Source organism: Streptomyces sp. NBC_01808, assembly GCF_035917395.1.
In the GTDB taxonomy this organism is placed as follows: domain Bacteria; phylum Actinomycetota; class Actinomycetes; order Streptomycetales; family Streptomycetaceae; genus Streptomyces.
The window spans coordinates 2,692,407-2,714,810 of the sequence record NZ_CP109072.1 but is presented as its reverse complement, the minus strand read 5'-3'; the positions used below and the strand labels follow the sequence as shown (position 1 = coordinate 2,714,810).

At 72.9% G+C, this 22,404-nt stretch carries 18 protein-coding genes; 8 read left to right on the top strand and 10 right to left on the bottom strand.

Annotated features, from left to right (window positions below; all coding sequences use genetic code 11):
- Window positions 1-3: 3 nt before the first annotated feature.
- Genes OG946_RS11475 through OG946_RS11465 form a run of 3 tightly spaced genes read right to left on the bottom strand, consistent with a single transcriptional unit; the run spans window position 4 to window position 4,921 of the window.
- A complete protein-coding gene (locus tag OG946_RS11475) occupies window positions 4-954 on the bottom strand; it encodes a hydroxymethylglutaryl-CoA lyase (protein WP_326796029.1) in 951 nt (316 codons plus the stop codon).
- Window positions 951-3,266 carry an acetyl/propionyl/methylcrotonyl-CoA carboxylase subunit alpha gene (locus OG946_RS11470; RefSeq protein WP_326796028.1) on the bottom strand — a complete coding sequence of 772 codons (2,316 nt, stop codon included), beginning with the start codon at window positions 3,264-3,266 and terminating at the stop codon, window positions 951-953. The genes OG946_RS11475 and OG946_RS11470 overlap by 4 nt, the downstream gene beginning before the upstream one ends.
- A 14-nt stretch (window positions 3,267-3,280) precedes the next feature.
- Window positions 3,281-4,921, bottom strand: a complete 1,641-nt coding sequence (locus OG946_RS11465; RefSeq protein ID WP_326796027.1) for a carboxyl transferase domain-containing protein — start codon at window positions 4,919-4,921, stop codon at window positions 3,281-3,283.
- A 122-nt stretch (window positions 4,922-5,043) separates the two neighbouring features.
- On the opposite strand from OG946_RS11465, the gene OG946_RS11460 reads away from it, so the two are divergent.
- The 3 genes from OG946_RS11460 (at window position 5,044) to OG946_RS11450 (ending at window position 7,871) form a co-directional block, all read left to right on the top strand.
- Window positions 5,044-5,637, top strand: a complete 594-nt coding sequence (locus OG946_RS11460; RefSeq protein ID WP_326796026.1) for an SACE_7040 family transcriptional regulator — start codon at window positions 5,044-5,046, stop codon at window positions 5,635-5,637.
- Window positions 5,638-5,795: 158 nt separating this feature from the next.
- Window positions 5,796-6,953, top strand: a complete 1,158-nt coding sequence (locus tag OG946_RS11455; RefSeq protein WP_326796025.1) for an acyl-CoA dehydrogenase family protein — start codon at window positions 5,796-5,798, stop codon at window positions 6,951-6,953.
- A gap of 27 nt (window positions 6,954-6,980) precedes the next feature.
- The gene (locus tag OG946_RS11450; protein WP_326796024.1) at window positions 6,981-7,871 is read left to right on the top strand and encodes an acyl-CoA thioesterase; all 891 of its coding nucleotides are present in this window, start codon (window positions 6,981-6,983) and stop codon (window positions 7,869-7,871) included.
- A gap of 85 nt (window positions 7,872-7,956) precedes the next feature.
- Here OG946_RS11450 and OG946_RS11445 read toward each other — a convergent pair whose 3' ends face one another.
- Window positions 7,957-8,778, bottom strand: a complete 822-nt coding sequence (locus OG946_RS11445; RefSeq protein WP_326796023.1) for a phosphatase — start codon at window positions 8,776-8,778, stop codon at window positions 7,957-7,959.
- A gap of 91 nt (window positions 8,779-8,869) precedes the next feature.
- Here OG946_RS11445 and speB point away from each other — a divergent pair, with 91 nt between their 5' ends.
- On the top strand, window positions 8,870-9,841 hold the full coding sequence (speB, locus tag OG946_RS11440) for an agmatinase (protein ID WP_326796022.1): 972 nt from the start codon (window positions 8,870-8,872) through the stop codon (window positions 9,839-9,841).
- A 112-nt stretch (window positions 9,842-9,953) separates the two neighbouring features.
- Here speB and OG946_RS11435 read toward each other — a convergent pair whose 3' ends face one another.
- Together OG946_RS11435 and OG946_RS11430 are read right to left on the bottom strand one after the other, a co-directional pair.
- Window positions 9,954-10,856, bottom strand: coding sequence for a helix-turn-helix domain-containing protein (locus tag OG946_RS11435; RefSeq protein WP_326796021.1), 903 nt, complete (start codon window positions 10,854-10,856; stop codon window positions 9,954-9,956).
- 84 nt (window positions 10,857-10,940) lie between these two features.
- Entirely contained in the window at window positions 10,941-11,201 is a 261-nt protein-coding gene (locus tag OG946_RS11430; RefSeq protein ID WP_101424414.1) for a DUF397 domain-containing protein, read from the bottom strand.
- A 150-nt stretch (window positions 11,202-11,351) separates the two neighbouring features.
- Here OG946_RS11430 and OG946_RS11425 point away from each other — a divergent pair, with 150 nt between their 5' ends.
- The 3 genes from OG946_RS11425 to OG946_RS11415 all read left to right on the top strand — a co-directional run bounded on the left by OG946_RS11425 (window position 11,352) and on the right by OG946_RS11415 (window position 17,613).
- Entirely contained in the window at window positions 11,352-11,900 is a 549-nt protein-coding gene (locus OG946_RS11425) for an ATP-binding protein (protein ID WP_326796020.1), read from the top strand.
- A gap of 277 nt (window positions 11,901-12,177) precedes the next feature.
- A complete protein-coding gene (locus OG946_RS11420) occupies window positions 12,178-15,942 on the top strand; it encodes an ABC transporter ATP-binding protein (RefSeq protein WP_326796019.1) in 3,765 nt (1,254 codons plus the stop codon).
- 252 nt (window positions 15,943-16,194) lie between these two features.
- Window positions 16,195-17,613: a S28 family serine protease gene (locus OG946_RS11415; protein WP_326796018.1), complete on the top strand. Its 1,419-nt coding sequence runs from the start codon at window positions 16,195-16,197 to the stop codon at window positions 17,611-17,613.
- Window positions 17,614-17,731: 118 nt separating this feature from the next.
- On the opposite strand, the gene OG946_RS11410 is transcribed toward OG946_RS11415, so the two are convergent.
- Complete coding sequence (locus tag OG946_RS11410; protein WP_326796017.1) at window positions 17,732-18,637, bottom strand: LysR family transcriptional regulator; 906 nt, start codon at window positions 18,635-18,637, stop codon at window positions 17,732-17,734.
- Between the two features lie 88 nt (window positions 18,638-18,725).
- Here OG946_RS11410 and OG946_RS11405 point away from each other — a divergent pair, with 88 nt between their 5' ends.
- Complete coding sequence (locus tag OG946_RS11405) at window positions 18,726-19,682, top strand: EamA family transporter (RefSeq protein ID WP_326796016.1); 957 nt, start codon at window positions 18,726-18,728, stop codon at window positions 19,680-19,682.
- On the opposite strand, the gene OG946_RS11400 is transcribed toward OG946_RS11405, so the two are convergent.
- The 3 genes from OG946_RS11400 to OG946_RS11390 all read right to left on the bottom strand — a co-directional run bounded on the left by OG946_RS11400 (window position 19,654) and on the right by OG946_RS11390 (window position 22,302).
- A complete protein-coding gene (locus OG946_RS11400) occupies window positions 19,654-20,634 on the bottom strand; it encodes a hypothetical protein (protein ID WP_326796015.1) in 981 nt (326 codons plus the stop codon). The two genes, OG946_RS11405 and OG946_RS11400, sit on opposite strands and share 29 nt — an antisense overlap.
- Window positions 20,619-21,278, bottom strand: a complete 660-nt coding sequence (locus tag OG946_RS11395; protein ID WP_326796014.1) for a hypothetical protein — start codon at window positions 21,276-21,278, stop codon at window positions 20,619-20,621. Before OG946_RS11395 ends, OG946_RS11400 begins: the two co-directional genes overlap by 16 nt.
- Window positions 21,279-21,504: 226 nt before the next feature.
- Window positions 21,505-22,302, bottom strand: coding sequence for a sugar phosphate isomerase/epimerase family protein (locus OG946_RS11390; protein WP_326796013.1), 798 nt, complete (start codon window positions 22,300-22,302; stop codon window positions 21,505-21,507).
- Between the last annotated feature and the right edge of the window lie 102 nt (window positions 22,303-22,404).

Below are 22,404 nucleotides of genomic sequence, written 5' to 3'. Positions count from 1 at the left end.
GGGTCACTCCTTGTGGGAGAGGGCGGTCACGGTGCGGGACGGGCTCGGGCGGCCGAGGCGGTCGGCCATCCAGACGCTGGTGGCGACGAGCGCGTCGAGGTCGACGCCGGTCTCGACGCCGAGCCCCTGCAGCATCCACACGAGGTCTTCGGTGGCGAGGTTGCCGGTCGCGCTCCTGGCGAACGGGCAGCCGCCGAGGCCGCCTGCGGAGGCGTCGACGGTGGTGACGCCGTGCTGCAGCGCGGCGAGGGTGTTGGCCAGGGCCTGGCCGTACGTGTCGTGGAAGTGGACGCCGAGGCGGTCGACGGGGATGCCGTCCTGTGCGAGGGCGTCGAGTAGCGCGGCGACGTGGCCGGGGGTGGCGACGCCGATGGTGTCGCCGAGGCTCAGCTCGTCGCAGCCCATGTCGGCGAGCGCGCGGGCGGTCCGTACCACCTGGGGGAGGGGGACCCGGCCCTCCCAGGGGTCGCCGAAGCACATCGAGAGATAGCCGCGGACGTGCAGACCGTCGTTCTTGGCCTGCGCGACGACGGGGGCGAACATCGCGAGGGACTCGTCGACGGTGCGGTTGAGGTTGCGGCGGGCGAAGGTCTCGGTGGCGCTGGCGAAGACGGCGACGCGGCGGGCACCGAGGGCGGTGGCGCGCTCCAGGCCGCGGATGTTGGGGACGAGGACGGGGAGGTCGACGGCGCCTTCGGCGGTCAGGTCGGCGAGGCGGGGGTACAGGTCCTCGGCGTCGGCGAGCTGGGGGACCCACTTGGGGTGCACGAAGCTGGTCGCCTCGACGGTGGTGAGACCGGCGGCGGCGAGGCGGTGCACGAACGCGGCCTTGACGTCGGTGGGGACGGTGGCCTTCTCGTTCTGGAGGCCGTCGCGGGGGCCGACTTCGTGGATACGGACCCGGGCGGGCAGGCCGGCGGCGGGCACGCGCATGGGGAGGGGCTGGGGGGTCATCGCGGGTCCTCCTGTTCGACGGCCTGTCCGTCGCTCTGGCTGTCGCCCTGTCCGTCGTCCTGGCCGTCGTCCTGGCCGTCGTCCGGTACGACCAGGGCGAGGACCTGGTCCATGGCCACGGTCCCGCCGGCGACGACGTCCAGCTCGGCGACGGTGCCGGCGTGCGGGGCGGCGATGACGTGCTCCATCTTCATCGCCTCGACGACGAGCAGACTCTGCCCGGCGGCGACCCGGTCGCCCACGGCGGCCTTGACGACGGTCACGGTCCCGGGCATGGGCGCGGTGAGCGCGTCGGCCCCGGCGACGAGGGCACCGCCGCGGAGGGCGGCGTCGACGGGGTCGTGGTCGAGGAGATGCCAGACGTCGCCGTCGCGGCCGAGCCAGATCCCGCCGGGGGAGGCGGCGAGGCTGAACCGGTGGGTGACGCCGTCGAGTTCGAAGGTGACGGAGGAGTCGTCGGCGTGCGCGAGGCGGGCGCGAAGGGGGTTTTCCCCGATCCCGCCTCTTCCCGAAACCCGGGGGCGCCGCCCCGGGGACGCCCCGCGGGGCTGCGCCCCCGCACCCCCGCGGGGCTGCGCCCCTTCACCCTCGGCGGCGGCTTCGCCGCCCGCCGGGGCGGACGCCGACGCTCCGCGCGGCGCTGCGGCCGCCGGGGCACCCGACACCTCCGGGGTCTGGGGCGCAGCCCCGTGCGGGGTCTGGGGCACAGCCCCGGTGCAGATCTCCGCCGCCGACGTCAGGCCCCTGACCCGTACCTCCACCGGGTCCCCGCCCGCCCCGCGGAACCACCGCGTGGTCCAGGCCGGGGGGCCGCCCGGGCGCCAGCCCGACGGGTCCGCGAAGGGGTCCGTCCAGCCCGCCGGACCCGTCGGGCGGCGGGATGCCGACTCCAGGGCCGACTGCGCCAGCAGGGCCGCCGCCGCGTACGCCTCCGGTGGCACCGGGGCCGCCGCCAGGCTCGCTCCCGTGCGGTCCACCAGGCCCGTGTCCAGGTCGCCCGACGCCACCGCCGGGTGCGCCAGCAGACGGCGCAGGAAGCCCGTGTTGGTGTCCAGGCCCAGCACCACCGTCTCCGCCAGCGCCGCCCGCAGCCGCCGCAGCGCCGCGTCCCGGTCCGGGCCCCACGCGACGACCTTCGCCAGCATCGGGTCGTACGCCGTGCCGACCTCCGTGCCCTCCAGCAGCCCCGAGTCGACCCGCACCCCCGGCCCCGACGGCTCGCGCAGCAGCCGGACGCGGCCCGCGGACGGCAGGAAGTCGACCCGCTCGCCGCCCTCCGCCACCCGCGCCGTCTCCGCGTAGATCCGCGCCTCGACCGCGTGCCCCTTCAGCGGCACATCCGCGGACGTGAACGTCAGTTGCTCCCCGGCGGCCACCCGGAGCTGCCACTCCACCAGGTCGAGCCCCGTCACCAGCTCCGTGACCGGATGCTCGACCTGCAGCCGCGTGTTCATCTCCATGAAGTAGTAGGCGACCGGGCCCCCGCCGCCGCCCGGCACGATGAACTCCACCGTCCCCGCGCCCGCGTACCCGCACGACCGCGCCGCCTCCACCGCCGCCGCGCCCATCGCCGCCCGCGTCGCCTCGTCCAGCAGCGGCGACGGCGCCTCCTCGACGATCTTCTGGTGCCGGCGCTGCAGCGAGCACTCCCGCTCCGCGAGGTGCACCACGTTCCCGTGGCCGTCCGCCAGCACCTGGATCTCGATGTGCCGCGGCCGGTCGACCCACCGCTCCACCAGCAGCGTGTCGTCGCCGAACGAGCCCCGCGCCTCGCGCCGCGCCCCCGCGATCTCGTCGGCCAGCGCGCCCTCGTCCCGTACGAGCCGCATGCCCTTGCCGCCGCCGCCCGCCGAGGGCTTCAGCAGCACCGGCATGCCGATCTTCCGCGCCGCCGCCGCCAGTTCCGCGTCCGACAGGCCGCTGCCCGTCGAGCCCGGCACCACCGGCACGCCCGCCGCCCGTACCGTCTCCTTCGCGCGGATCTTGTCGCCCATCAGCTCGATCGCGTCCGCCGGCGGGCCGACGAAGACCAGCCCCGCCGTCGTGCACGCCCGCGCGAACTCCGCGTTCTCGGCGAGGAACCCGTACCCCGGGTGCACCGCCTCCGCGCCCGTCTCGCGCGCCGCGCGCAGCAGTTCGGCGGCCGACAGATAGCTCTCGATCCGCACGGCCGTGTCCGCCTCGCGGACGTGCCGCGCGTCCGCGTCCGCGTCGGTGAAGACCGCCGCGGAGCGGATGCCGAGCGCCCGCAGCGTACGGATGACCCGTACCGCGATCTCACCCCGGTTGGCCAGCAGCACCGTCTCGAACATCGCCACCCTCCCCCTCACATCCGGAAGACGCCGAAGCCCTGCGCCGCGCCGTCCCTGGCGGGCAGCGGCGCGTGGGCGCAGGCGGTCAGCGCGAGCCCGAGCACCCGGCGGGTGTCGAGCGGGTCGATGACGCCGTCGTCCCAGAGGCGGGCGGTCGCGTAGTAGGCGTTGCCCTGCGTCTCGTACTGCTCGCGGATGGGCGCCTTGAACTCCGTCTCCTCCGCCGCCGACCACTCCTCGCCGCGCGCCTCCAACTGGTCGCGCTTGACGGTCGCGAGGACCGACGCGGCCTGCTCGCCGCCCATGACGGAGATCTTCGCGTTGGGCCACATCCACAGGAAGCGGGGGGAGTAGGCCCGGCCGCACATCGAGTAGTTCCCGGCGCCGTACGAGCCGCCGATGACGACGGTCAGCTTCGGCACCCGCGTGCAGGCCACGGCGGTCACCATCTTGGCGCCGTGCTTGGCGATGCCGCCGGCCTCGTAGCTGCGGCCGACCATGAAGCCCGAGATGTTCTGCAGGAACAGCAGCGGAATGCCGCGCTGGTCGCACAGCTCGATGAAGTGGGCGCCCTTCTGGGCGGACTCGGAGAACAGGATGCCGTTGTTGGCGACGATGCCGACGGCGTGGCCGTGGATGCGGGCGAAGCCGGTGACCAGCGTCGTGCCGTACTCGGCCTTGAACTCCTGGAAGCGCGAGCCGTCGACCACCCGCGCGATGACCTCGCGCACGTCGTACGGCGTCCGCGAGTCGACTGGCACCACGCCGTAGAGGCCGGCGGGGTCGTGCTTGGGTTCCTCCGCGGCGCGTACGGACCAGGGGGGCGGGCCGGGTTCGGGGAGGGTGTCGACGATGCCGCGGACGATGCGCAGCGCGTGCGGGTCGTCCTCGGCGAGGTGGTCGGTGACGCCGGAGGTGCGCGCGTGCACCTCGCCGCCGCCCAGCTCCTCGGCGGTGACGACCTCGCCGGTGGCGGCCTTCACCAGGGGCGGGCCGCCGAGGAAGATCGTGCCCTGGTTGCGGACGATGACCGCCTCGTCGCTCATCGCCGGGACGTACGCGCCGCCCGCGGTGCAGGAGCCGAGGACGGCGGCGATCTGCGGGATGCCGGCGCCGGACATGCGGGCCTGGTTGTAGAAGATCCGGCCGAAGTGCTCGCGGTCGGGGAAGACCTCGTCCTGCATGGGCAGGAAAGCGCCGCCGGAGTCGACGAGGTAGACACAGGGCAGCCGGTTCTCCAGGGCGATCTCCTGGGCGCGCAGGTGCTTCTTGACCGTCATCGGGTAGTACGTGCCGCCCTTGACGGTGGCGTCGTTGGCGATGACGACGCAGGCCCGGCCGCTGACCCGGCCGATGCCGGCGATGACGCCGGCGGCGGGCGCGGCGCCGCCGTACATCCCGTCAGCGGCGAGCGGGGCCAGCTCCAGGAACGGCGAACCGGGGTCGAGCAGGCCGTCGACGCGGTCGCGGGGGAGCAGCTTGCCGCGGGCGGTGTGCCGGGCGCGGGCCTTCTCGCCGCCGCCGGCGCGGGCGGCGGCGAGCTTGTCGTACAGCTCGCCGGCGAGCGCGCGGTGCGCCGCCTCGTTGGTGCGCCATGCGGCGCCGGCCGGGCCCGCGGGGTCCGCGGCGGTCGTCAGCACGGGTGCGTGGTCCACGGGGGCGCGCCCTTCCCTAGATGAGCCCGTACGGCCGTACGGGCCGACAAGCAGGTTAGCTGTCGTTAACCCCGTGCGCCCAAGGTTAACGCTCACTAACCGGGCTGTCTACAATGGGCCGCATGAGTACCGAGGCCCCCGCCCCCACCCGACGTGAGCAGATCCTGAAGGAGGCCGCGCGCCTCTTCGCGGACCGCGGCTTCCACGGGGTCGGCGTGGACGAGATAGGCGCGGCGGTCGGCATCAGCGGCCCGGGTCTCTACCGGCACTTCGCCGGCAAGGACGCCATGCTCGCGGAGCTGCTGGTCGGCATCAGCGAGCGGCTGCTGGAGGCAGGCCGCGAGCGGGCGGCGGTGCACGGGGCGGACCCGGACGCGCCGCTGGACGCGCTGATCAGCGGGCACATCGACTTCGCGCTGGACGACCGCCCGCTGATCATCCTGCACGACCGCGAGCTGGACCGGCTGCGCGACGAGGACCGCAAGCTGGTGCGCCAGTTGCAGCGGCAGTACGTCGAGCTGTGGGTCGACGTCGTACGGGAGGTCTACCCGGCGCTGACCGAGGGCGCGGCCCGTACCGCGGTGCACGCGGTCTTCGGCCTCCTCAACTCCACCCCCCACCTCGGCGCCCGCGGCACCCTCCCCGACCGCACCGCCACCGCCGCGCTCCTCCACCGCCTGGCCCGCGGCGCCTTCGCGGCGGCGCCGCAGCCGTAGCCGCCCGGAGCCGGACCGGAGCCGTGACCGGAGCCGTGGCAGGGGCTGTGACGGCCGCCGCAGGGGCGCGGCCTGGACAGCCGTGGTGACCCGCAGGTAACTTCGACTGCGGGGCGCTGAGCAAGCGCTTAGTCGGAGCTGGCCGGGAGGCGAGGACCATGCGGCGGACGGTGTTCAACGAGGACCACGAGGCGTTCCGCGAGACCATCCGGGACTTCATCGCCGCCGAGGTCGTGCCGTACTACCACGACTGGATGGAGGCCGGCGTCGTCCCCCGCGAGCTGTACAAGAAGCTGGGCGAGCTGGGTGTCTTCGGCATCGAGGTGCCCGAGGAGTACGGCGGGGCCGGGGAGCACAGCTTCAAGTTCAACGCCGTGATCAGCGAGGAGTGCGCCCGCGCCGGCGTCTCCTTCGGCGGCTCCTCCGTCCACACCGCGCTCTGCCTGCCGTACCTGCTCAAGTACGGCAGCGAGGAGCAGAAGCGCCGCTGGCTGCCCTCCTTCGTCTCCGGCGACATGATGACCGCCATCGCCATGACCGAGCCCGGCACCGGCTCCGACCTCGCCGGCATGAAGACCACCGCGAAGCTCTCCGACGACGGCACGCACTACGTGCTCAACGGCGCCAAGACCTTCATCACCGGCGGCGTCCAGGCCGACCGCGTCCTGGTCTGCGCCCGCACCGCGCCGCCGACGCCCGAGGACCGCCGCGGCGGCATCTCCATCCTCGTCGTCGACACCTCCTCCGCGGGCTACGCGGTCGGGCGCAAGCTCGACAAGCTGGGGCTGAAGTCCTCCGACACCGCCGAGCTGAGCTTCACCGACGTCAAGGTGCCCGTCGGCGACCTGCTGGGCGAGGAGGGCAAGGCGTTCACGTACCTGACCCACAACCTCCCGCAGGAGCGCCTCGGCATCGCCGTCGGCGCGTACGCCCAGGCCGCCGCGGCCGTGCGGTTCGCGGTGGAGTACGTCAAGGAGCGCACCGTCTTCGGCCGGCCGGTGGCGGAGTTCCAGAACACCAAGTTCGTCCTCGCCGACTGCAAGGCCGAGGCCGACGCCATGGAGGCGTACGTCGACCGCGCGCTGGACGCGCACGACGCGGGCGACCTGAGCGTCGCCGACGCCGCCGCCGTCAAGCTCTTCTGCACCGAGCGCGCAGCCGTCGTCATCGACAAGTGCCTGCAACTGCACGGCGGCTACGGCTACATGCACGAGTACCCCATCTCCCGCCTCTACGCCGACACCCGCGTCACCCGCATCTACGGCGGCACCAGCGAGGTCATGCGCTCCATCGTCGCCAAGTCGATGGGCCTGTAGGGCCGCGGGCTCTGCGAGACTCGCACCATGGACGACGCCGCGCTCACCGCACTGGTCGACCTGCTGGACCTGGAGCAGATCGAGCAGGACATCTACCGCGGCCACTCCCGCGCCGCCGTCGTCCCGCGCGTCTTCGGCGGGCAGGTCGCCGCGCAGGCGCTGGTCGCCGCAGGCCGCACCGTGCCCGCCGACCGGCCGCCGCACTCGCTGCACGCCTACTTCCTGCGCCCCGGCGACCCCGGCGCGCCCCTCGTCTACACCGTCGACCGCATCCGCGACGGCCGCTCCTTCACCACCCGCCGCGTGGTCGCCGTCCAGCACGGCCAGCCGATCTTCAACCTTTCGGCGTCGTTCCAGCTCCACGAGGAGGGCCTGGAGCACCAGGTGCCCATGCCGGCGGCGCCCGACCCCGAGACGCTGCCCACCGCCGAGGAGGCGATGCCGCGCTACGCCGTCAACTTCCTCGACCCCGCCCTCGCGCGCCGGCTGCTGGAGGCGCGCGCCGCGGTCGACCTGCGGTACGCGGAGCCGCCGCCGTGGGGCGGCGAGGCCGGGGTGCCGCGGGAGCCGCGCTCGCAGGTGTGGTTCCGTACGAACGGCAAGCTCGCCGGCGCCATCGACACCCCGCTGCTGCACGTCTGCCTGATGACGTACGTCTCGGACATGACCCTGCTCGACTCCGTGCTGCTCGCGCACGGCCGCGGCGGCTGGGCCGTCGGCGACGTCGTGGGCGCGAGCCTGGACCACGCGATGTGGTTCCACCGGCCGTTCCGGGCGGACGAGTGGCTGCTGTACGACCAGGAGTCGCCGACGTCGCAGGGCGGGCGCGGGCTGAGCACGGGGCGGATCTTCACCCGCGACGGGCGGCTGGCGGCGTCGGTGATCCAGGAGGGCGTGATCCGCGTCCCGCGGACCTGACGGGCGCAGGGACCTGACGCCGTACGGACCGGGTTTGCCCGTAAGGACCGGGCGCCGCGGCGCTACGCGGCCGAGACCGACCCCGCTACGGCAGCTCCAGCCCCGCCGCCGCCAGCAGGTACGCCGTCATCGGCGCGTACGCCCCCGGATCCGTGACGTGGTCGTCCAGCGGCACCGCCACCGCGAGCGTGCCCTCCGCCTCGCCGAGGAACAGCGCCGGGTCGTTGCAGTCCGCGTACCCCACCGCGTGCACGCCGCGCTGAGCTGCGCCGCCCGCCCAGCCGTGATCGGCGATCACCAGGTCCGGCAGCGGCTCGCCGGCGCGCTCCAGCGCGTCGAGGATCTGCCGCACCGGCTGCGGCGCGTGCGTGTGCCACAGCGTCGCGCCCCGCTCCAGCACGGCCACGTCGCAGAACTGCTGGACGTTGCCGTACGTCCCGTCGTCGCCTTCGCCCGTCCGCAGCCCCGGCGGCACGGTGACGATGTCGCAGCCCGCCGCGCGCAGCGCCGCCGCCGTCCTGCTGTGCACCTCCAGCAGCCCGCCGGGGTGGCCCGTCGCCAGCAGCACCCGGCGCCGGCCCTCGGCGGCCTTGCGCAGCTCGGCCGCCATCCGGTCCAGGCCGTCCACGGTCAGCTCGGGGTCGATCCGGTCCTGGCCCTGGGTGTGCGCGGGGTCGGCGACGACGCCGACGCGCTCGGCCATGACGGCCAGCACGTCGCGCTCGTCGGTCCAGCGGTCGCCGAGGTCGAGGCCGAGCCAGAAGCGCAGGTTGCCCTGGCTGAGCTCGCGGTAGTGGCGCAGGTTTCCCTCGCGGGGCGTGGCGACATCGCCCGCGATCCGGGTGCGTACGAGGTGGTCGACGAGGGCGGGGCGGCTGGGTGCGTCAGGCAGGGACATGAGGGCCATGGTGTCATTGTCACCCGGACACATGTGCGGGGGAGTAAGTGTCCACTCTGTACAGCGGTCGCGGGGCTGCCCTGCGCTTATCGTCGGAGGCATGAGCAGCACCGGCACCCCTCGTGGCCCCGTCGACTCCTCCCGCGTCCCGCGCTACGCGGGCCCGGCCACGTTCGCCCGGCTGCCCCGCCTGGACGAGGTGGGGCGTACGGACGTCGCCGTCGTCGGCGTCCCCTTCGACAGCGGCGTCTCCTACCGCCCCGGCGCCCGCTTCGGCGGCAACGCGATCCGCGAGGCGTCCCGGCTGCTGCGCCCGTACAACCCGGCGCAGGACGCCGCGCCCTTCGCGCTGGCCCAGGTCGCGGACGCGGGGGACATCGCCGTCAACCCGTTCGACATCGGCGAGGCGGTGGCCACCGTCGAGGGCGCGGCCGACGAGCTGCTGGCCACCGGCGCCCGGCTGATGACCCTCGGCGGCGACCACACCATCGCGCTGCCGCTGCTGCGGGCCGTCGCCCGCCGGCACGGGCCGGTCGCGCTGCTGCACTTCGACGCGCACCTGGACACCTGGGACACCTACTTCGGCGCCGCGTACACCCACGGCACGCCGTTCCGGCGCGCGGTGGAGGAGGGCGTGGTCGACACCGCGGCGCTCTCGCACGTCGGCATCCGCGGGCCGCTCTACGGGCGCAAGGACCTGGACGACGACGAGAAGATGGGCTTCGGCATCGTCACCTCGGCGGACGTGATGCGGCGCGGCGTGGACGAGGTCACCGACCAGTTGCGGCAGCGGCTCGGGGACCGGCCGCTGTACGTGTCCGTCGACATCGACGTCCTGGACCCGGCGCACGCGCCGGGCACGGGCACCCCGGAGGCCGGCGGGCTCACCTCGCGCGAGCTGCTGGAGATCCTCCGCGGGCTGGCGGACTGCCGGCTGGTCTCCGCGGACCTGGTGGAGGTGGCGCCGGCGTACGACCACGCCGAGATCACGTCGGTGGCGGCGTCGCACACGGCGTACGAGCTGACGACGCTGATGGCGCGGCAGATCGCCGGTGAGCGGGACGCGGGCTAGGCACGACGCGGGCTGGAGCACCACGGACCAGGCGCCGCCGCGCCTGATCTCCTGATGCTGTGCGCGCAACCCTGCCGGGCGGGCCGTGGGTGCCTTACGTGCCGGGAGTCCGTCAGAACTCGTCGACCAGGCGCTCCAGTATCCGCATGCTGCCCGCGTGCGTCTCGGCAGTGGCGCAGAGCCGGTCCATGACCAGCTTGTAGTTCTCCACCTCGTCCGGCTTGTCCAGGTAGAGCGCGCTGGTGAGCTGCTCCAGATAGACGACGTCGGGCAGGTCGGGCTCGGTGAAGCGCATGATGTGTATCGGCCCGCCGGCCGCCGCGAGGCCACCGATGTCGAAGGGCGCGATCTGGATGGTGATGTTCTTCCGGGTGCCCATCTCCAGCAGGTGCCTGACCTGGCCCCGCATGACGTCCGCCCCGCCGAGCGGACGGCGCAGCGCGGCCTCGTCGACGACGACCCACAGCTTCGGCGCGTCCGGCCGGTCCAGCACCTGCTGGCGGCGCAGCCGCACGTCGACCTTGCGCTGGATCTCCTGCTCGGGCGCGCCCGCGTTGGCCAGCAGCGTGACGGCGCGGGCGTAGTCCGCGGTCTGCAGCAGCCCGGGGACGAACTGGACCTGGTAGTTACGGATCAGCCCCGCGGCCTCTTCGAGGCCGAGCAGCGTCTCGAACCAGCCCGGCAGCACGTCGCCGTACTTCTGCCACCAGCCGGGGGAGCTGGCGCGGCGGGCGAGGGCCAGGAACTCGGAGCGCTCCTGCTCGTCCGTGACGCCGTAGAGGCTGAGGAGGTCGGAGACGTCGCGCTCCTTGTACCCCACGCGGCCGAGCTCCAGGCGGCTGATCTTGGCGTGCGACGCCCGGATCGCATCACCGGCCGCCTCACGGGAGACGCCGGCGGCCTCCCGGAGCCGACGCAGGTGTGTGCCCAGCAGGATCCGAAGAACCGTGGGCCCTCCGTGCTGCTGAGAGAGTGCCCTGCGTACCGATGACGTCTGCTCCGGCGACGCTGACATCTGGCCTGCCCCTGTCCCGCGGTGTGGTGAATCGACCGCTCAGTCTCTCACTGTGGAGGGTTTGGTGTACAGCTACTACGGAGTTCAACCAGGACCCCTCGCCGCGCTGTTGACGATCAGATCGTCGAACTGGCCGTCCTTCGCGCCGAGCAGGAAGGCGGTGATCTCCGCCTGTGTGTAGATGAGGGCCGGTCCGCCCGGATCGCGCGAGTTGCGCATCGCGATGTCCCCGCCGGGGAGCCCGGCGACCTCCACACACTCGCCGTTCGGATTGCTGAAGCGGCTCTTCCGCCAGGTGATTCCGGCCAGTTGATCCGCCGGTACACCGTTCATGACCTGCTGCATCCTGTCTCCTTCTATGATCGCGACTCCAATGTACGTGCACCTGTTCTTGCGAATGAAATTGCATCCGTACTTGCAGCGGCAAGTGCACATCGATCACTATGGCATCGCAACCTGTTTCATCAACGTGCACGTGAGACTGGGGAGTTGGAGATGACCGCACCGGCTGAAGGGTGGGTGACCGCCTCCGAGTTCGCGGCGTGCACGCTCGAGGACGACCCCCGGTCGATATCCATCGCCCGCAACGTCGCCAGGGCGACACTCCGCGGGTGGGAGTTGGAGGACCTGGTCGACGACGTCGCCTCGGTCGCCTCCGAGCTGGTGGCCAACGCGCTGCGGCACGGTCTCTGCGAACCGTCCTGGAGCCAGGCCCCCCACCCGGTCGTCCTCAGCCTGCTGCGCCGCGGCTCGGAGGTCGTGTGCGCGGTCTTCGACCCCGGGACCGGCGTCCCGCGGGTGTGCGTCGCCGACCCCTTCGCGGAGTCCGGCCGCGGGATGCAGATCGTGGAGTCCCTCAGTGACAGTTGGGGCTGGAGCGAGCCGGGCCCCTACGGCAAGGCCGTCTGGGCCCGCTTCTCCGAGGGCGGCAGAGCCGCGGCCCCGGCGGAGGAACACGGCGTCGAGCAGCCCCTCACCCGGTTACTGGTACTCGTCGAGGTGCTCACGGGCAGTAGCCCGCCTCAATTGCAGGCAGTGGCCTGACCTGCGCCCGAGCGCCCGCGGCCGGCCGCGGGCAACATTCCGTACGCACCCGAGAAACAAAATCCGGCGCCCGTAGGTTGTGGATCCTGGACCAGGACCATCGACACTGAGGCGGAGGCGGCCGGTGGCGGAACCATCGGGGAAGATCCCTGCGGCACGGACCCCATCGGACGAGACCCCCTCGAACGGGAACACAGCCGGGCGGAAGCCTTCGCGGAACGCACCCGAGGGCTGGGCCCGGCGGCTCCTCCGGCACACTCTGCGCTATCGCCGCAACGTGCTGCTCTCCCTCGGCGCCTCCCTCGCCGGGATGGGCATCATGGCCCTCGTCCCGCTCATCCCCAAGCTGATCATCGACGACGTCATCGTCTCCGGCGACCGGCCGCTCGCGCCCCTGGCCGCCCTCATGGTCCTCGCCGCACTCGCCGTCTACGGCCTCACCTATGTCCGGCGCTACTACGGCGGCCGGCTCGCCCTCGACGTGCAGCACGACCTGCGCACCGAGATGTACGACGCGATCGTCCGGCTCGACGGCCGCCGCCAGGACGAGCTGTCCACCGGCCAGGTCGTCGGCCGCGGCACCACCGACCTGCAGCTCGTCCAGGGCCTGCTCTTCATGGTCCCGATGATGATCGGTAACGTGCTGCTCTTCGCGGTCTCCCTGGTCGTCATGATCGTGCTGTCCCCGACGCTGACCCTCGTCGCCCTGGGCGTCGCCCCCGCCCTGTGGTGGATAGCCAACCGCAGCCGCACCCGCCTTTTCCCCGCCACCTGGTACGCCCAGCAGCAGGCCGGCACCGTCGCCTCCGTCGTGGACGGCGCCGTCGGCGGCGTCCGCGTCGTCAAGGGCTTCGGCCAGGAGCGGCAGGAGACCGGCAAGCTCCGCGCCATCAGCCGGAAGCTCTACGCCGCCCGGCTGCGCACCGTCCGCATGAACGCCCGCTACACCCCCGCCCTCCAGGCCGTGCCCTCCCTCGGCCAGGTCGGGATGCTCGCGCTCGGCGGCTGGATGGCCACCCGCGGGCAGATCACCCTCGGCACCTTCGTCGCCTTCTCCACCTATCTCGCGCAGCTCGTCGGCCCGGTCCGGATGCTCGCGATGATGCTCACCGTAGGGCAGCAGGCCCGCGCGGGCGTGGAGCGGGTCTACGAACTGATCGACACCGAGCCGGAGCTGTCCGACGGGCCCGGCGCCCACGAGCTGCCGGCCGACGCCCCAGCCGACGTCGAGTTCGACGCCGTGACCTTCGGCTACGACCCCGACCACCCGGTCCTCGACGGGCTGACGCTGCGCGTCGAGCCCGGCGAGACGATGGCCGTCGTCGGCGCGTCCGGCAGCGGCAAGTCGACGCTGTCGATGCTGATACCCCGCTACTACGACGTCGCACCGGGCGGCGGCGCCGTCCGCATCGGCGGCCACGACGTACGCGACCTCACGTTGCCCTCCCTGCGGGCGGCCATCGGGCTCGTCCCCGAGAACAGCTTCCTGTTCTCCGAGTCCATCCGGGACAACATCGCCTACGGCAAGCCCGACGCCACCGACGAGGAGATCCGCGCCGCCGCCCGCGCCGCGCAGGCCGACGGCTTCATCACCGCGCTGGGCAACGGCGCCGCTGCCGCCCCCGGCGATGCCGCCCCCGGCGCCGCCGACGGCGGCCCCGGCACCGGCCTGCCGGAGGGTTACGACACCGTCGTCGGCGAGCAGGGAATGACCCTCTCCGGCGGCCAGCGCCAGCGCATCGCGCTGGCCCGCGCAATCCTCACCGACCCCCGGCTGCTGCTCCTGGACGACGCCACCTCCGCGGTCGACGCCCGCGTCGAGCACGAGATCCACGAGGCGCTCCGCAGCGTCATGGCAGGCCGCACCACCCTGCTCATCGCCCACCGCCAGTCCACCCTGGCGCTCGCCGACCGCATCGCCGTCCTCGACGGCGGCCGGCTGGTCGACGTCGGCACCCACGAGGAACTGCAGGGCCGCTGCCCGCTCTACCGGCGGCTGCTGACCGACCCGGACGAGCTGGCGGACCGCGAGCGCGACCCCGCGGGACAGGTCGCCGCCGACACCCACGCCAGCGTCGACGGGGTCACCCCCGACCTGTGGGTGCGCAAGGAGACCGGCGAGAAGAGCGCCGAAGGGGGCGGCAACTCCACGGCCTCCGCCGGCGACCCCTCCGGCTTCGCCGGCATGCTCGCCGGCTCGCCCGGCAGCCCGGAACTGCTGGCCAAGGTCGCCGCCCTGCCGCCCGCCACCGACACCCCCGACGTGGACGAGGACCAGGCCGAGGCGCCGGAGGTCTCGTACGGCCTGCGCCGGCTGCTGCGCGGCTTCGGCGGGCCGCTCGCCATCGCCCTGCTCTTCGTCGCCGGCGACGCGGTCGCCGGGCTGCTGCTGCCCGTCCTCATCCGGCACGGCATCGACGACGGCGTCCAGCGGCTCTCCCTCGGCGCCGTGTGGACGGCCGCGGGCCTCGCGCTCGCCGTCGTGCTCGGCCAGTGGGCGGCCCAGGTCGGCGCCACCCGGCTCACCGGCCGCACCGGCGAGCGGGTGCTCTACGCCCTGCGCGTCAAGATCTTCGCCCAGCTCCAGCGGCTCGGGCTCGACTACTACGAGCGCCATCTGACCGGCAAGATCATGACCCGGATGACCACGGACGTGGACGCCCTGTCCACGTTCCTGCAGACCGGCCTGGTCACCGCCGTCGTCTCGCTGCTCACCTTCTTCGGCATCCTGGTCGCGCTGCTGGTCATCGACCTCCAGCTCGCCCTGATCGTCTTCGCCACCCTGCCGCCGCTGATCGTCGGCACGTTCTTCTTCCGGCGGCAGAGCGTCAAGGCGTACGAGCTGGCGCGCGAGCGCGTCAGCGTCGTCAACGGCGACCTCCAGGAGTCGGTCGCCGGGCTGCGCATCGTGCAGGCGTTCCGGCGCGAGGACGGCGGCGCCGCCCGGTTCGCCGAGCGCAGCGACGGCTACCGCCAGGCCCGCGTACGCGGCCAGTGGCTCATCTCCGTCTACTTCCCGTTCGTGCAGCTCCTCGCCTCCTTTGCCACCGTCGGCGTGCTGTGGGCCGGTTCCGACCGGGTGGCCGCGGGGACCCTCACCGCGGGCGCGCTCGTCGCGTACCTGCTGTACATCGATCTTTTCTTCGCCCCCGTGCAGCAGCTCTCCCAGGTCTTCGACGGCTACCAGCAGGCGGCCGTCGCGCTCGGCCGCATCCAGGAACTGCTGCACGAGAAGCCGTCCACGCCGCTGCCCGCGAAGCCGCGGCCGGTCGCGCAATTGAGCGGCGAGATCGCCTTCGACGACGTGCACTTCGCGTACGACGGACAGACCGAGGGTGCCGCCGAGGCGGCGCTGACCGGGCTCGACCTGACGATCCCGGCCGGGCAGACCGTCGCGTTCGTCGGCGAGACCGGCGCCGGCAAGTCGACCCTGGTCAAGCTCGCCGCCCGGTTCTACGACCCGACCCGCGGCGCCGTCCGCGTCGACGGCACCGACCTGCGCGAACTCGACCTCACCGGCTACCGCCACCGCCTCGGCGTCGTCCCCCAGGAGTCGTACCTCTTCTCCGGCACCGTGCGCGACGCCATCGCCTACGGCCGCCCCGACGCCTCCGACGCCGAGGTAGAGGCCGCCGCGCGGGCCGTCGGCGCGCACGACATGATCGCCTCGCTGCCCGGCGGCTACCTCCACGACGTCGCCGAGCGGGGCCGCAACCTCTCCGCGGGCCAGCGCCAGCTCATCGCCCTGGCCCGCGCCGAGCTGGTCGACCCCGACATCCTGCTCCTCGACGAGGCCACCGCCGCGCTCGACCTCGCCACCGAGGCCGCGGTCAACAGCGCCACGGACCGGCTCGCCGGCCGCCGCACGACCCTTGTCGTCGCCCACCGCCTGACGACGGCGGCCCGCGCCGACCGCGTCGTGGTCCTCGACCACGGGCGCGTCGCCGAGGACGGGACACACGAGGAACTGCTCGCGCGCGGCGGCCGGTACGCGGAACTGTGGCGGACCTACGCGGGCTCGGTGGAACCCGCGGCGGCGTAGCCGGAGCCGGTGGAGCCGATCACGCAGCCGTCGCAGCCGGCGAAACCGTCGGCGTAGCTCGCGGAATCCCCCCGGGCGGTCCTGCACCATCGCTCGGCCCTGCCTTCCCTGTCCCAGACCCCTCATTCCGCTACTCAGCGTAATCGAAGCAGCGCAATGCGTGGAAAGTTATCCACAGGGGGCTCGGCGTTCTTCTTATGCGTGGCCAACGCGGCTAGGTTCCGAGGGTCATTGTGAATCCGGGGAGGGAAGATGCGCAGGAAGCTCGGATGGCTGCTGAGTCTGGCCGTGCTCACCGGCACGGCGGGGCTGGGCAGTTCGCCGGTCGGTGCCGCCACCGCGGACGAGGCCGACATCAAGGACCGGCTCCTCTCGATCAAGGGCATGAGCCTGATCGAGGAGAAGCCGGTCGACGGCTACCGCTACTTCGTTCTGAACTACACACAGCCGGTGGACCACCGGAAGCCGCACGGCCAGACCTTCCAGCAGCGGATCACCGTGCTGCACAAGGACACCGACCGGCCCACGGTCTTCTCCACCGGCGGCTACAACGTGTCCACGACGCCGTCGCGCAGCGAGCCCACGCAGATCATCGACGGCAACCAGGTCTCGATGGAGTACCGGTTCTTCACCCCGTCCCGGCCCGACCCCGCGGACTGGAAGAAGCTCGACATCTGGCAGGCCGCCAGCGACCAGCACCGCATCTTCCGGGCGCTGAACGACATCTACGACGAGAACTGGCTGGCCACCGGCGGCAGCAAGGGCGGCATGACCGCCACGTACTACGAGCGCTTCTACCCGCGCGACATGGACGGCGTCGTCGCCTACGTGGCGCCGAACGACGTGGTGAACCAGGAGGACTCGGCCTACGACCGGTTCTTCGAGCGGGTCGGGACCGAGGAGTGCCGCGACGCGCTCAACGCCGTGCAGCGCGAGGCGCTGGTGCGGCGGGACGCGCTGTCGGAGAAGTACGCGGCGTGGGCCGCGGAGTCGGGCGCGACGTTCACCACGATCGGCAGCCTGGACAAGGCGTTCGAGGCGACCGTCCTCGACCTCGTGTGGGGCTTCTGGCAGTACAGCTCGGCCGCCGACTGCGCCGACGTGCCGGACGCCGCCACCGTCTCCGACCAGGAGCTGTACGACTACGTCGACGCCATCGCCGGCTGGTCCTTCTACACCGACCAGGGACTCGCGCCGTACACGCCGTACTACTACCAGGCGGGCACCGAGCTGGGCGCGCCCACCATCCAGTTGCCGCACCTGAAGGACCTGAGCCGCTACGGCTACCAGCCGCCGCGGAACTTCGTCCCGCGCGACATCGACATGCGCTTCAAGCCGTCGGTGATGAACGACGTCGACAAGTGGGTGCGCAAGAACGCCGACCGGATGCTCTTCGTCTACGGCGAGAACGATCCGTGGGGCGCCGAGCCGTTCCGCCTCGGGAAGGGCGCGCACGACTCGTACGTCTACACCGCGCCCGGTGCCAACCACGGCGCCCGGGTCAGCCAGCTCCCGGAGGCGCAGCGCGCCAAGGCCACCGAGCGGATCCTCGACTGGGCCGGTGTCGAGGCCGAGGCCGGCACCACGAAGGCGAAGCGGCTGGCCACGTACGACAGCGGGCTGGACAAGGTGACGAAGAAGGAGCTGCGGGAGCAGTCGCTCCGGCCGTGATCCCGGGCCACTGAGCCGCACGAAGCCGCGCCCGCGGGTGTCACGGCCCGCGGGCGCGGCCGTGCGGCCCGGGGCGTGCGGGAGCGTGCAGGCGTACGGGACCGGTGGCCCCGTACCGTCAGCCGACCCGTTCCTTCCACTCCCGCTGCAGCAGCCGCACCGCCTCCCGGATCGCCGGCCGGCGCGCGGCGCCCGTACGCCACAGCGCGTACACCCGCCGCACCGGCACCGGCTCCAGCGGCACCGCGACCACCCCCGCGGGCAGCGGACCGCGGCCCAGCCGCGGCACCAGCGCGATGCCCAGACCGGCCGCGACCAGCGCGAGCTGCGAGGCGTACTCGGCGACCTGGTAGGCGAGATCCGGCTCGTGGCCGGAGGTACGCAGGGTGCGTACGAGCCAGTCGTGGCACGTCGAGCCCGGCGGCTGGCAGATCCAGCGCTCGCCCACGAGATCCGCCCGGACGAGCGCGTCGCGCCCGGCGAAGGGGTGGCCGGCCGGGACGCAGATGTCGCACAGGTCGTCGCCGACGGGCGCCAGCTCCATCCCCTCGGGGGTGGGCAGCGGGGCGCTGTCCCAGTCGTGCGCGACGGCGAGGTCGGCCACCCCGCGGGTGACCATGCCGGGGGAGAGATGCGGGTCGGCCTCCAGCATGCGGGTGTCGAGCGCGGGGTGCTCCGCGGAGAGCGCGGCGAGCGCCGCGGGCAGCAGTCCGCGGGCTGCGGTCGCGAAGCAGGCCACCGTCAGCCGCCCCATGGGCCGGCCGCGGCGCTCCTCCAGCGAGGTCTCGGCCTCCTCGACGATGGCGAGCAACTGCTCCGCCGTGGCGGCGAGGTGCTGGGCGGCGTCGGTGAGCGTCACCCCGCGGCCGCGGCGCTCCAGCAGCGGTGTGCGGGTCTCGCGCTCCAGCTTGGCGATCTGCTGGGAGACGGCGGACGGGGTGTAGCCGAGGGCGGCCGCGGCGGAGCCGACGGAGCCGTGGACGGCGACGGCGTGCAGCGCCCGGAGCCGGGACAGATCGAGCATGGCCACTCCCAGGTTTCAGCGTTACTACATCCAATCATGAAGTAATACATGCTGGTGCTTCACGGTCGTCCGGCCCGATCCTGGGTGCATGCGTCCGCTGCACATCGCACTCGCCGTCCTCGTCGCCTTCTTCTGGGGGCTGAACTTCGTCGTCATCGAGGTGGGCCTCGACCACTTCCCACCGCTGCTCTTCACCGCCCTGCGCTTCCTGGTGGCGGCGCTGCCCGCGGTGTTCCTCATCGGCCGGCCGCAGGTCGCGTTCAAGTGGATCCTGGCGGTCGGGCTGGTGCTGGGGGTGGCGAAGTTCGGGCTGCTGTTCGTCGGCATGGAGCGGGGGATGCCGCCGGGGCTGTCGTCGCTGGTGCTGCAGATCCAGGCGGTGTTCACGGCGTGCATCGCGGCGGTGGTGCTGGGGGAGCGGCCGGGGCGGGTGCGGCTGGCCGGCATGGGGGTGGCGCTGTGCGGGGTGGCGCTGGCCGCGGTGGACGAGGGCGGCTCCGGGCCGCTGGGGGCGTTCGCGATCGTGCTGGCGGCGGCGTTCTGCTGGGGCATCTCGAACGTCATCATGCGCAAGGCCGCGCCGCCGGACGGGCTGCGCTTCATGGTGTGGGTGTCCTGCGTGCCCGTGCTGCCGCTGCTCGCGCTGTCGCTGGTGTTCGAGGGGCCGGAGCGGGACTGGGAGGCGCTGCGGTCGCTGGACTGGGCAGGCGCCGGCGCGGTCGTCTACATCGCGTGGATCGTCACGATATTCGGCTTCGGGGTGTGGGGGTACCTGCTGCGTACGTACGACGCCTCGACGGTGGCGCCGTTCTCGCTGCTGGTGCCGGTCGCGGGGATGTCCTCGGCGGCGCTGTTCCTGGGCGAGGAGATCACGGGGCTGCGCTGGGTGGCGGCGCTGCTGCTGGTCGGCGGGGTGGCCGTGACGTCGCTGGGCGGCCGGCGGGCCGGCCGGAAGGGCGGCCCGCGGGACGGTGCCGTGCCGCACCGCCCCGCCGTACCGGCGCAGTCGGGCGGCGCTAGCGCACCACCGTCTGGATCTCCTTGACGGTCACCGGGATCTCGGTGGTGGACTGGCCGTCGGGGAAGTCCTCGTGCACGGGCGTCCCGTCCGGGCTCTCGGTCGGGTTCCAGTTGACGTTCCAGGTGAGCGAGGCTTCCAGCTCGTACGTCCCCTCGCCGGAGGACTTGCGGTACGTGATGTTGCAGCCGGCGTCCTCGGTGTCCACGGCGAAGCCGCCGCCCTTGCGCACGAGGTCGTACTCGCAGACGTTCGGGTCCGCGTACTCCGTGCCGGCCTCCAGCCGCAGCCGCTGCGGGGTGGCGACGGTGGTGGCGGCGATCCGGCCCATGCCCGGCGGGTCGATGGAGGCGGTGACCCAGACGCGCTGCAACTCGGCCGGGTCGAGCACGGCGAGGGTCTCCAGGTTCACCACCTGGCGGTCGGCGTTGGGCTTCAGGTCCACCGGCGGGGCGGGCAGTTCGGTCTCGTTGTACGCGAGCGCCGCCAGGGTCTCCGGGTCGATCACCCGGGTGTTCGGCTCCGCGGGCTCCTCGGGGCCGACGAACATGAAGGACTTCGTCGCCGGGCAGGCCTCGGCCGTCACCCCGTCGTCCTGGTAGACGAGCTGCCACCACAGCCCTTCCTTGTCCTTGCGGAGGTCGAAGGTGCTGTCGTCGGTGACGAGTTCGGAGATGGCCGCGGTGGCGTTGTGCTCGGCGTTGTAGTTCTCGTGGACGTAGTCGTCCATCTGGTCCGGCGTGTAACGCGGCTCGTACCAGCACACCGGCGGGGACCAACTGCCGCCGATCGGCGTCATGGGCGAGGTCTCGCCGGAGCCCGGGCTGCTGTGGTTGAAATCCACCCGGGAGCCGATCTGGTCGGAGCCGCCCTGGCCCGTCCCGTCGCCCGCCGTCGCGGGCCCGGTCGCCGCGAGGGCGAGGGCCGCGCCGGCTATGGACACCGCCGCCGTATGCCGGGTGCTCAGGAGGTTCCGCACTGCGCTGCTCCCTGTTCGTCGGACTCGTGGACCATCTGCCAGAGGCCGTCCGCCGTCTTGCGCATCGTCGAGACGTGCCGGATGAAGTCGTCGGCGCTCGGCTCGGTCTTCAGCACCTTGCCGGAGTCGGCGATCTTCGCGTACGAGTTCGTCTGGTCCTCGCAGTACACGACGGACGCCACGTCGCCCTTCTGCGAGGTGACTTCGCGGTCGTAGTAGCGCACGGTGCCGGAGACCGTCTTGCCGTCCGCGACGAACTCGTCGATGCCCGCGCGCCAGCCCAGCAGGGCGTCGCCGCCGAGGTACTGCTCCAGGACGTCCAGGCGCGGGTCCTGCTTCGCGTAGCCGAGGCGGATCGACTGCACGGCGTAGCCGTGGTCGCGCAGGATCGCGTCCTCGGCGGCGTCGCCCGTCGGCTCGCTCTCCACCTCCACCTTGACGTCTTCGGGGAAGTCGAACTCCGGTGCGCCGGCGCCGCCGTCGGCGGCCGGGGACGGCGAGGCGGAGGAGGATTCCTCCGACTCCGTCGCGGTTTCCTTCGCGCCCGTGATCCGGTCCGGTTTGTCGTCCGACGACCCGCACGCCGTCAGCAGCGTGATCGCCGCGGCCAGTGCCACGGCACTCGCCGGTGCGCTGAGCTTCATCACGGATCGAACCCCCGTTTCCCCGTGTGCATGTGCAAGTCGCGCCTCAGCGTAGGCAGCGGCGCAAGGATTAGGCCAGTCGGCCCCTTGGTTTCACAACCGTCCTGTGACACAAGGCCGTCGGAGCCACGGCTCCGACATCCGTGCCGAGGTGCGGAGTTGCGCGATCACCCGGGGTAGCGGGCCGCCCGCCGGTGCCCGGCGCGCGCCGCGGAGGGCCGCGTATTCAGGCCACGTCGGCCAGCAGCCGGAGCAGATGCTCGCGGCCTCCGGCCAGCAGCGGCGCGAGCTCCCGGGCCTCGGGGAACCAGCGCTTCTCGTACTCCCAGCACAGCCAGCCGTCCCAGCCCGCCTCCGTGAGCACCGCCAGGCACTCCGCCAGCGGCACCGTCCCCTCGCCCAGCGCCAGCGGCGCCAGCTCCTCCCGTGACGCCGCGTCCTTGACCTGCACGTAGCCGAGGTACGGGGAGAGGGCCGCGAACGACTCCTGCGGCTCCTCGCCGCCGAGCCAGGTCAGCATCACGTCCCACAGCGCGCCGGTGCTCTTGTGCCCGACGCGGTCCAGGATGCGGGCCACGTCCGCGCCGGTGCGGTGCGAGTCGTGCGTCTCCAGCAGCACGCGCACGCCGAGGTCCGCGGCGTACGGGGCCACGGCGGCGAGCCGCCGCGCGGCGGTGGGGTCCGCCTCCACGGCCGGCTGGTCCCCGCCGCGCGGGAAGACCCGGACGTGGGCGGCACCCAAGTCCCGGGCGAGTGCCAGCAACTCGCGCATCTCGGTGACCACCGGCTCGTCGTCCCCGGCCGTGGCGACGCCCGCGTAGCTCGCCAGCGTCAGGATCTCCACCCCGGCCGCGGTGAACTCCTCGACCACGTCGGCCCGCTCCCCGATCCCGAGCCCGGTGTGCACGGGCTCCTCGGGGTGGCACCGCAGCTCCACGCCCTGGTAGCCGCCGTCGCGGGCGAGCCGAGCTACCTCGGCGACGGGGAGCTGAGGCATGCCGAGGGTGGAAAAGGCGAGTCGCATGCCGTGAGTCGATCAGACCCCACCGCACCTGGCAACCCCGCAGCCACCTCCCCCGGAGCCCCGTCCGCACCCCCGTCGCACGCCGGGCCGCGCACGCCCGCA

Bases quoted from the DNA above. Each gene is read 5' to 3' on its own strand.
- OG946_RS11450 (WP_326796024.1), top strand. From the start codon at position 6,981: ATGGACGACGCCGCGCTCACCGCACTGGTCGACCTGCTGGACCTGGAG.
- OG946_RS11475 (WP_326796029.1), bottom strand. From the start codon at position 954: ATGACCCCCCAGCCCCTCCCCATGCGCGTGCCCGCCGCCGGCCTGCCC.
- OG946_RS11435 (WP_326796021.1), bottom strand. From the start codon at position 10,856: ATGTCAGCGTCGCCGGAGCAGACGTCATCGGTACGCAGGGCACTCTCT.
- OG946_RS11405 (WP_326796016.1), top strand. From the start codon at position 18,726: ATGCGTCCGCTGCACATCGCACTCGCCGTCCTCGTCGCCTTCTTCTGG.
- OG946_RS11410 (WP_326796017.1), bottom strand. From the start codon at position 18,637: ATGCTCGATCTGTCCCGGCTCCGGGCGCTGCACGCCGTCGCCGTCCAC.
- OG946_RS11460 (WP_326796026.1), top strand. From the start codon at position 5,044: ATGAGTACCGAGGCCCCCGCCCCCACCCGACGTGAGCAGATCCTGAAG.
- OG946_RS11455 (WP_326796025.1), top strand. From the start codon at position 5,796: ATGCGGCGGACGGTGTTCAACGAGGACCACGAGGCGTTCCGCGAGACC.
- OG946_RS11470 (WP_326796028.1), bottom strand. From the start codon at position 3,266: ATGTTCGAGACGGTGCTGCTGGCCAACCGGGGTGAGATCGCGGTACGG.
- OG946_RS11430 (WP_101424414.1), bottom strand. From the start codon at position 11,201: ATGCAGCAGGTCATGAACGGTGTACCGGCGGATCAACTGGCCGGAATC.
- OG946_RS11445 (WP_326796023.1), bottom strand. From the start codon at position 8,778: ATGGCCCTCATGTCCCTGCCTGACGCACCCAGCCGCCCCGCCCTCGTC.
- OG946_RS11395 (WP_326796014.1), bottom strand. From the start codon at position 21,278: ATGAAGCTCAGCGCACCGGCGAGTGCCGTGGCACTGGCCGCGGCGATC.
- OG946_RS11415 (WP_326796018.1), top strand. From the start codon at position 16,195: ATGCGCAGGAAGCTCGGATGGCTGCTGAGTCTGGCCGTGCTCACCGGC.
- speB (WP_326796022.1), top strand. From the start codon at position 8,870: ATGAGCAGCACCGGCACCCCTCGTGGCCCCGTCGACTCCTCCCGCGTC.
- OG946_RS11425 (WP_326796020.1), top strand. From the start codon at position 11,352: ATGACCGCACCGGCTGAAGGGTGGGTGACCGCCTCCGAGTTCGCGGCG.
- OG946_RS11390 (WP_326796013.1), bottom strand. From the start codon at position 22,302: ATGCGACTCGCCTTTTCCACCCTCGGCATGCCTCAGCTCCCCGTCGCC.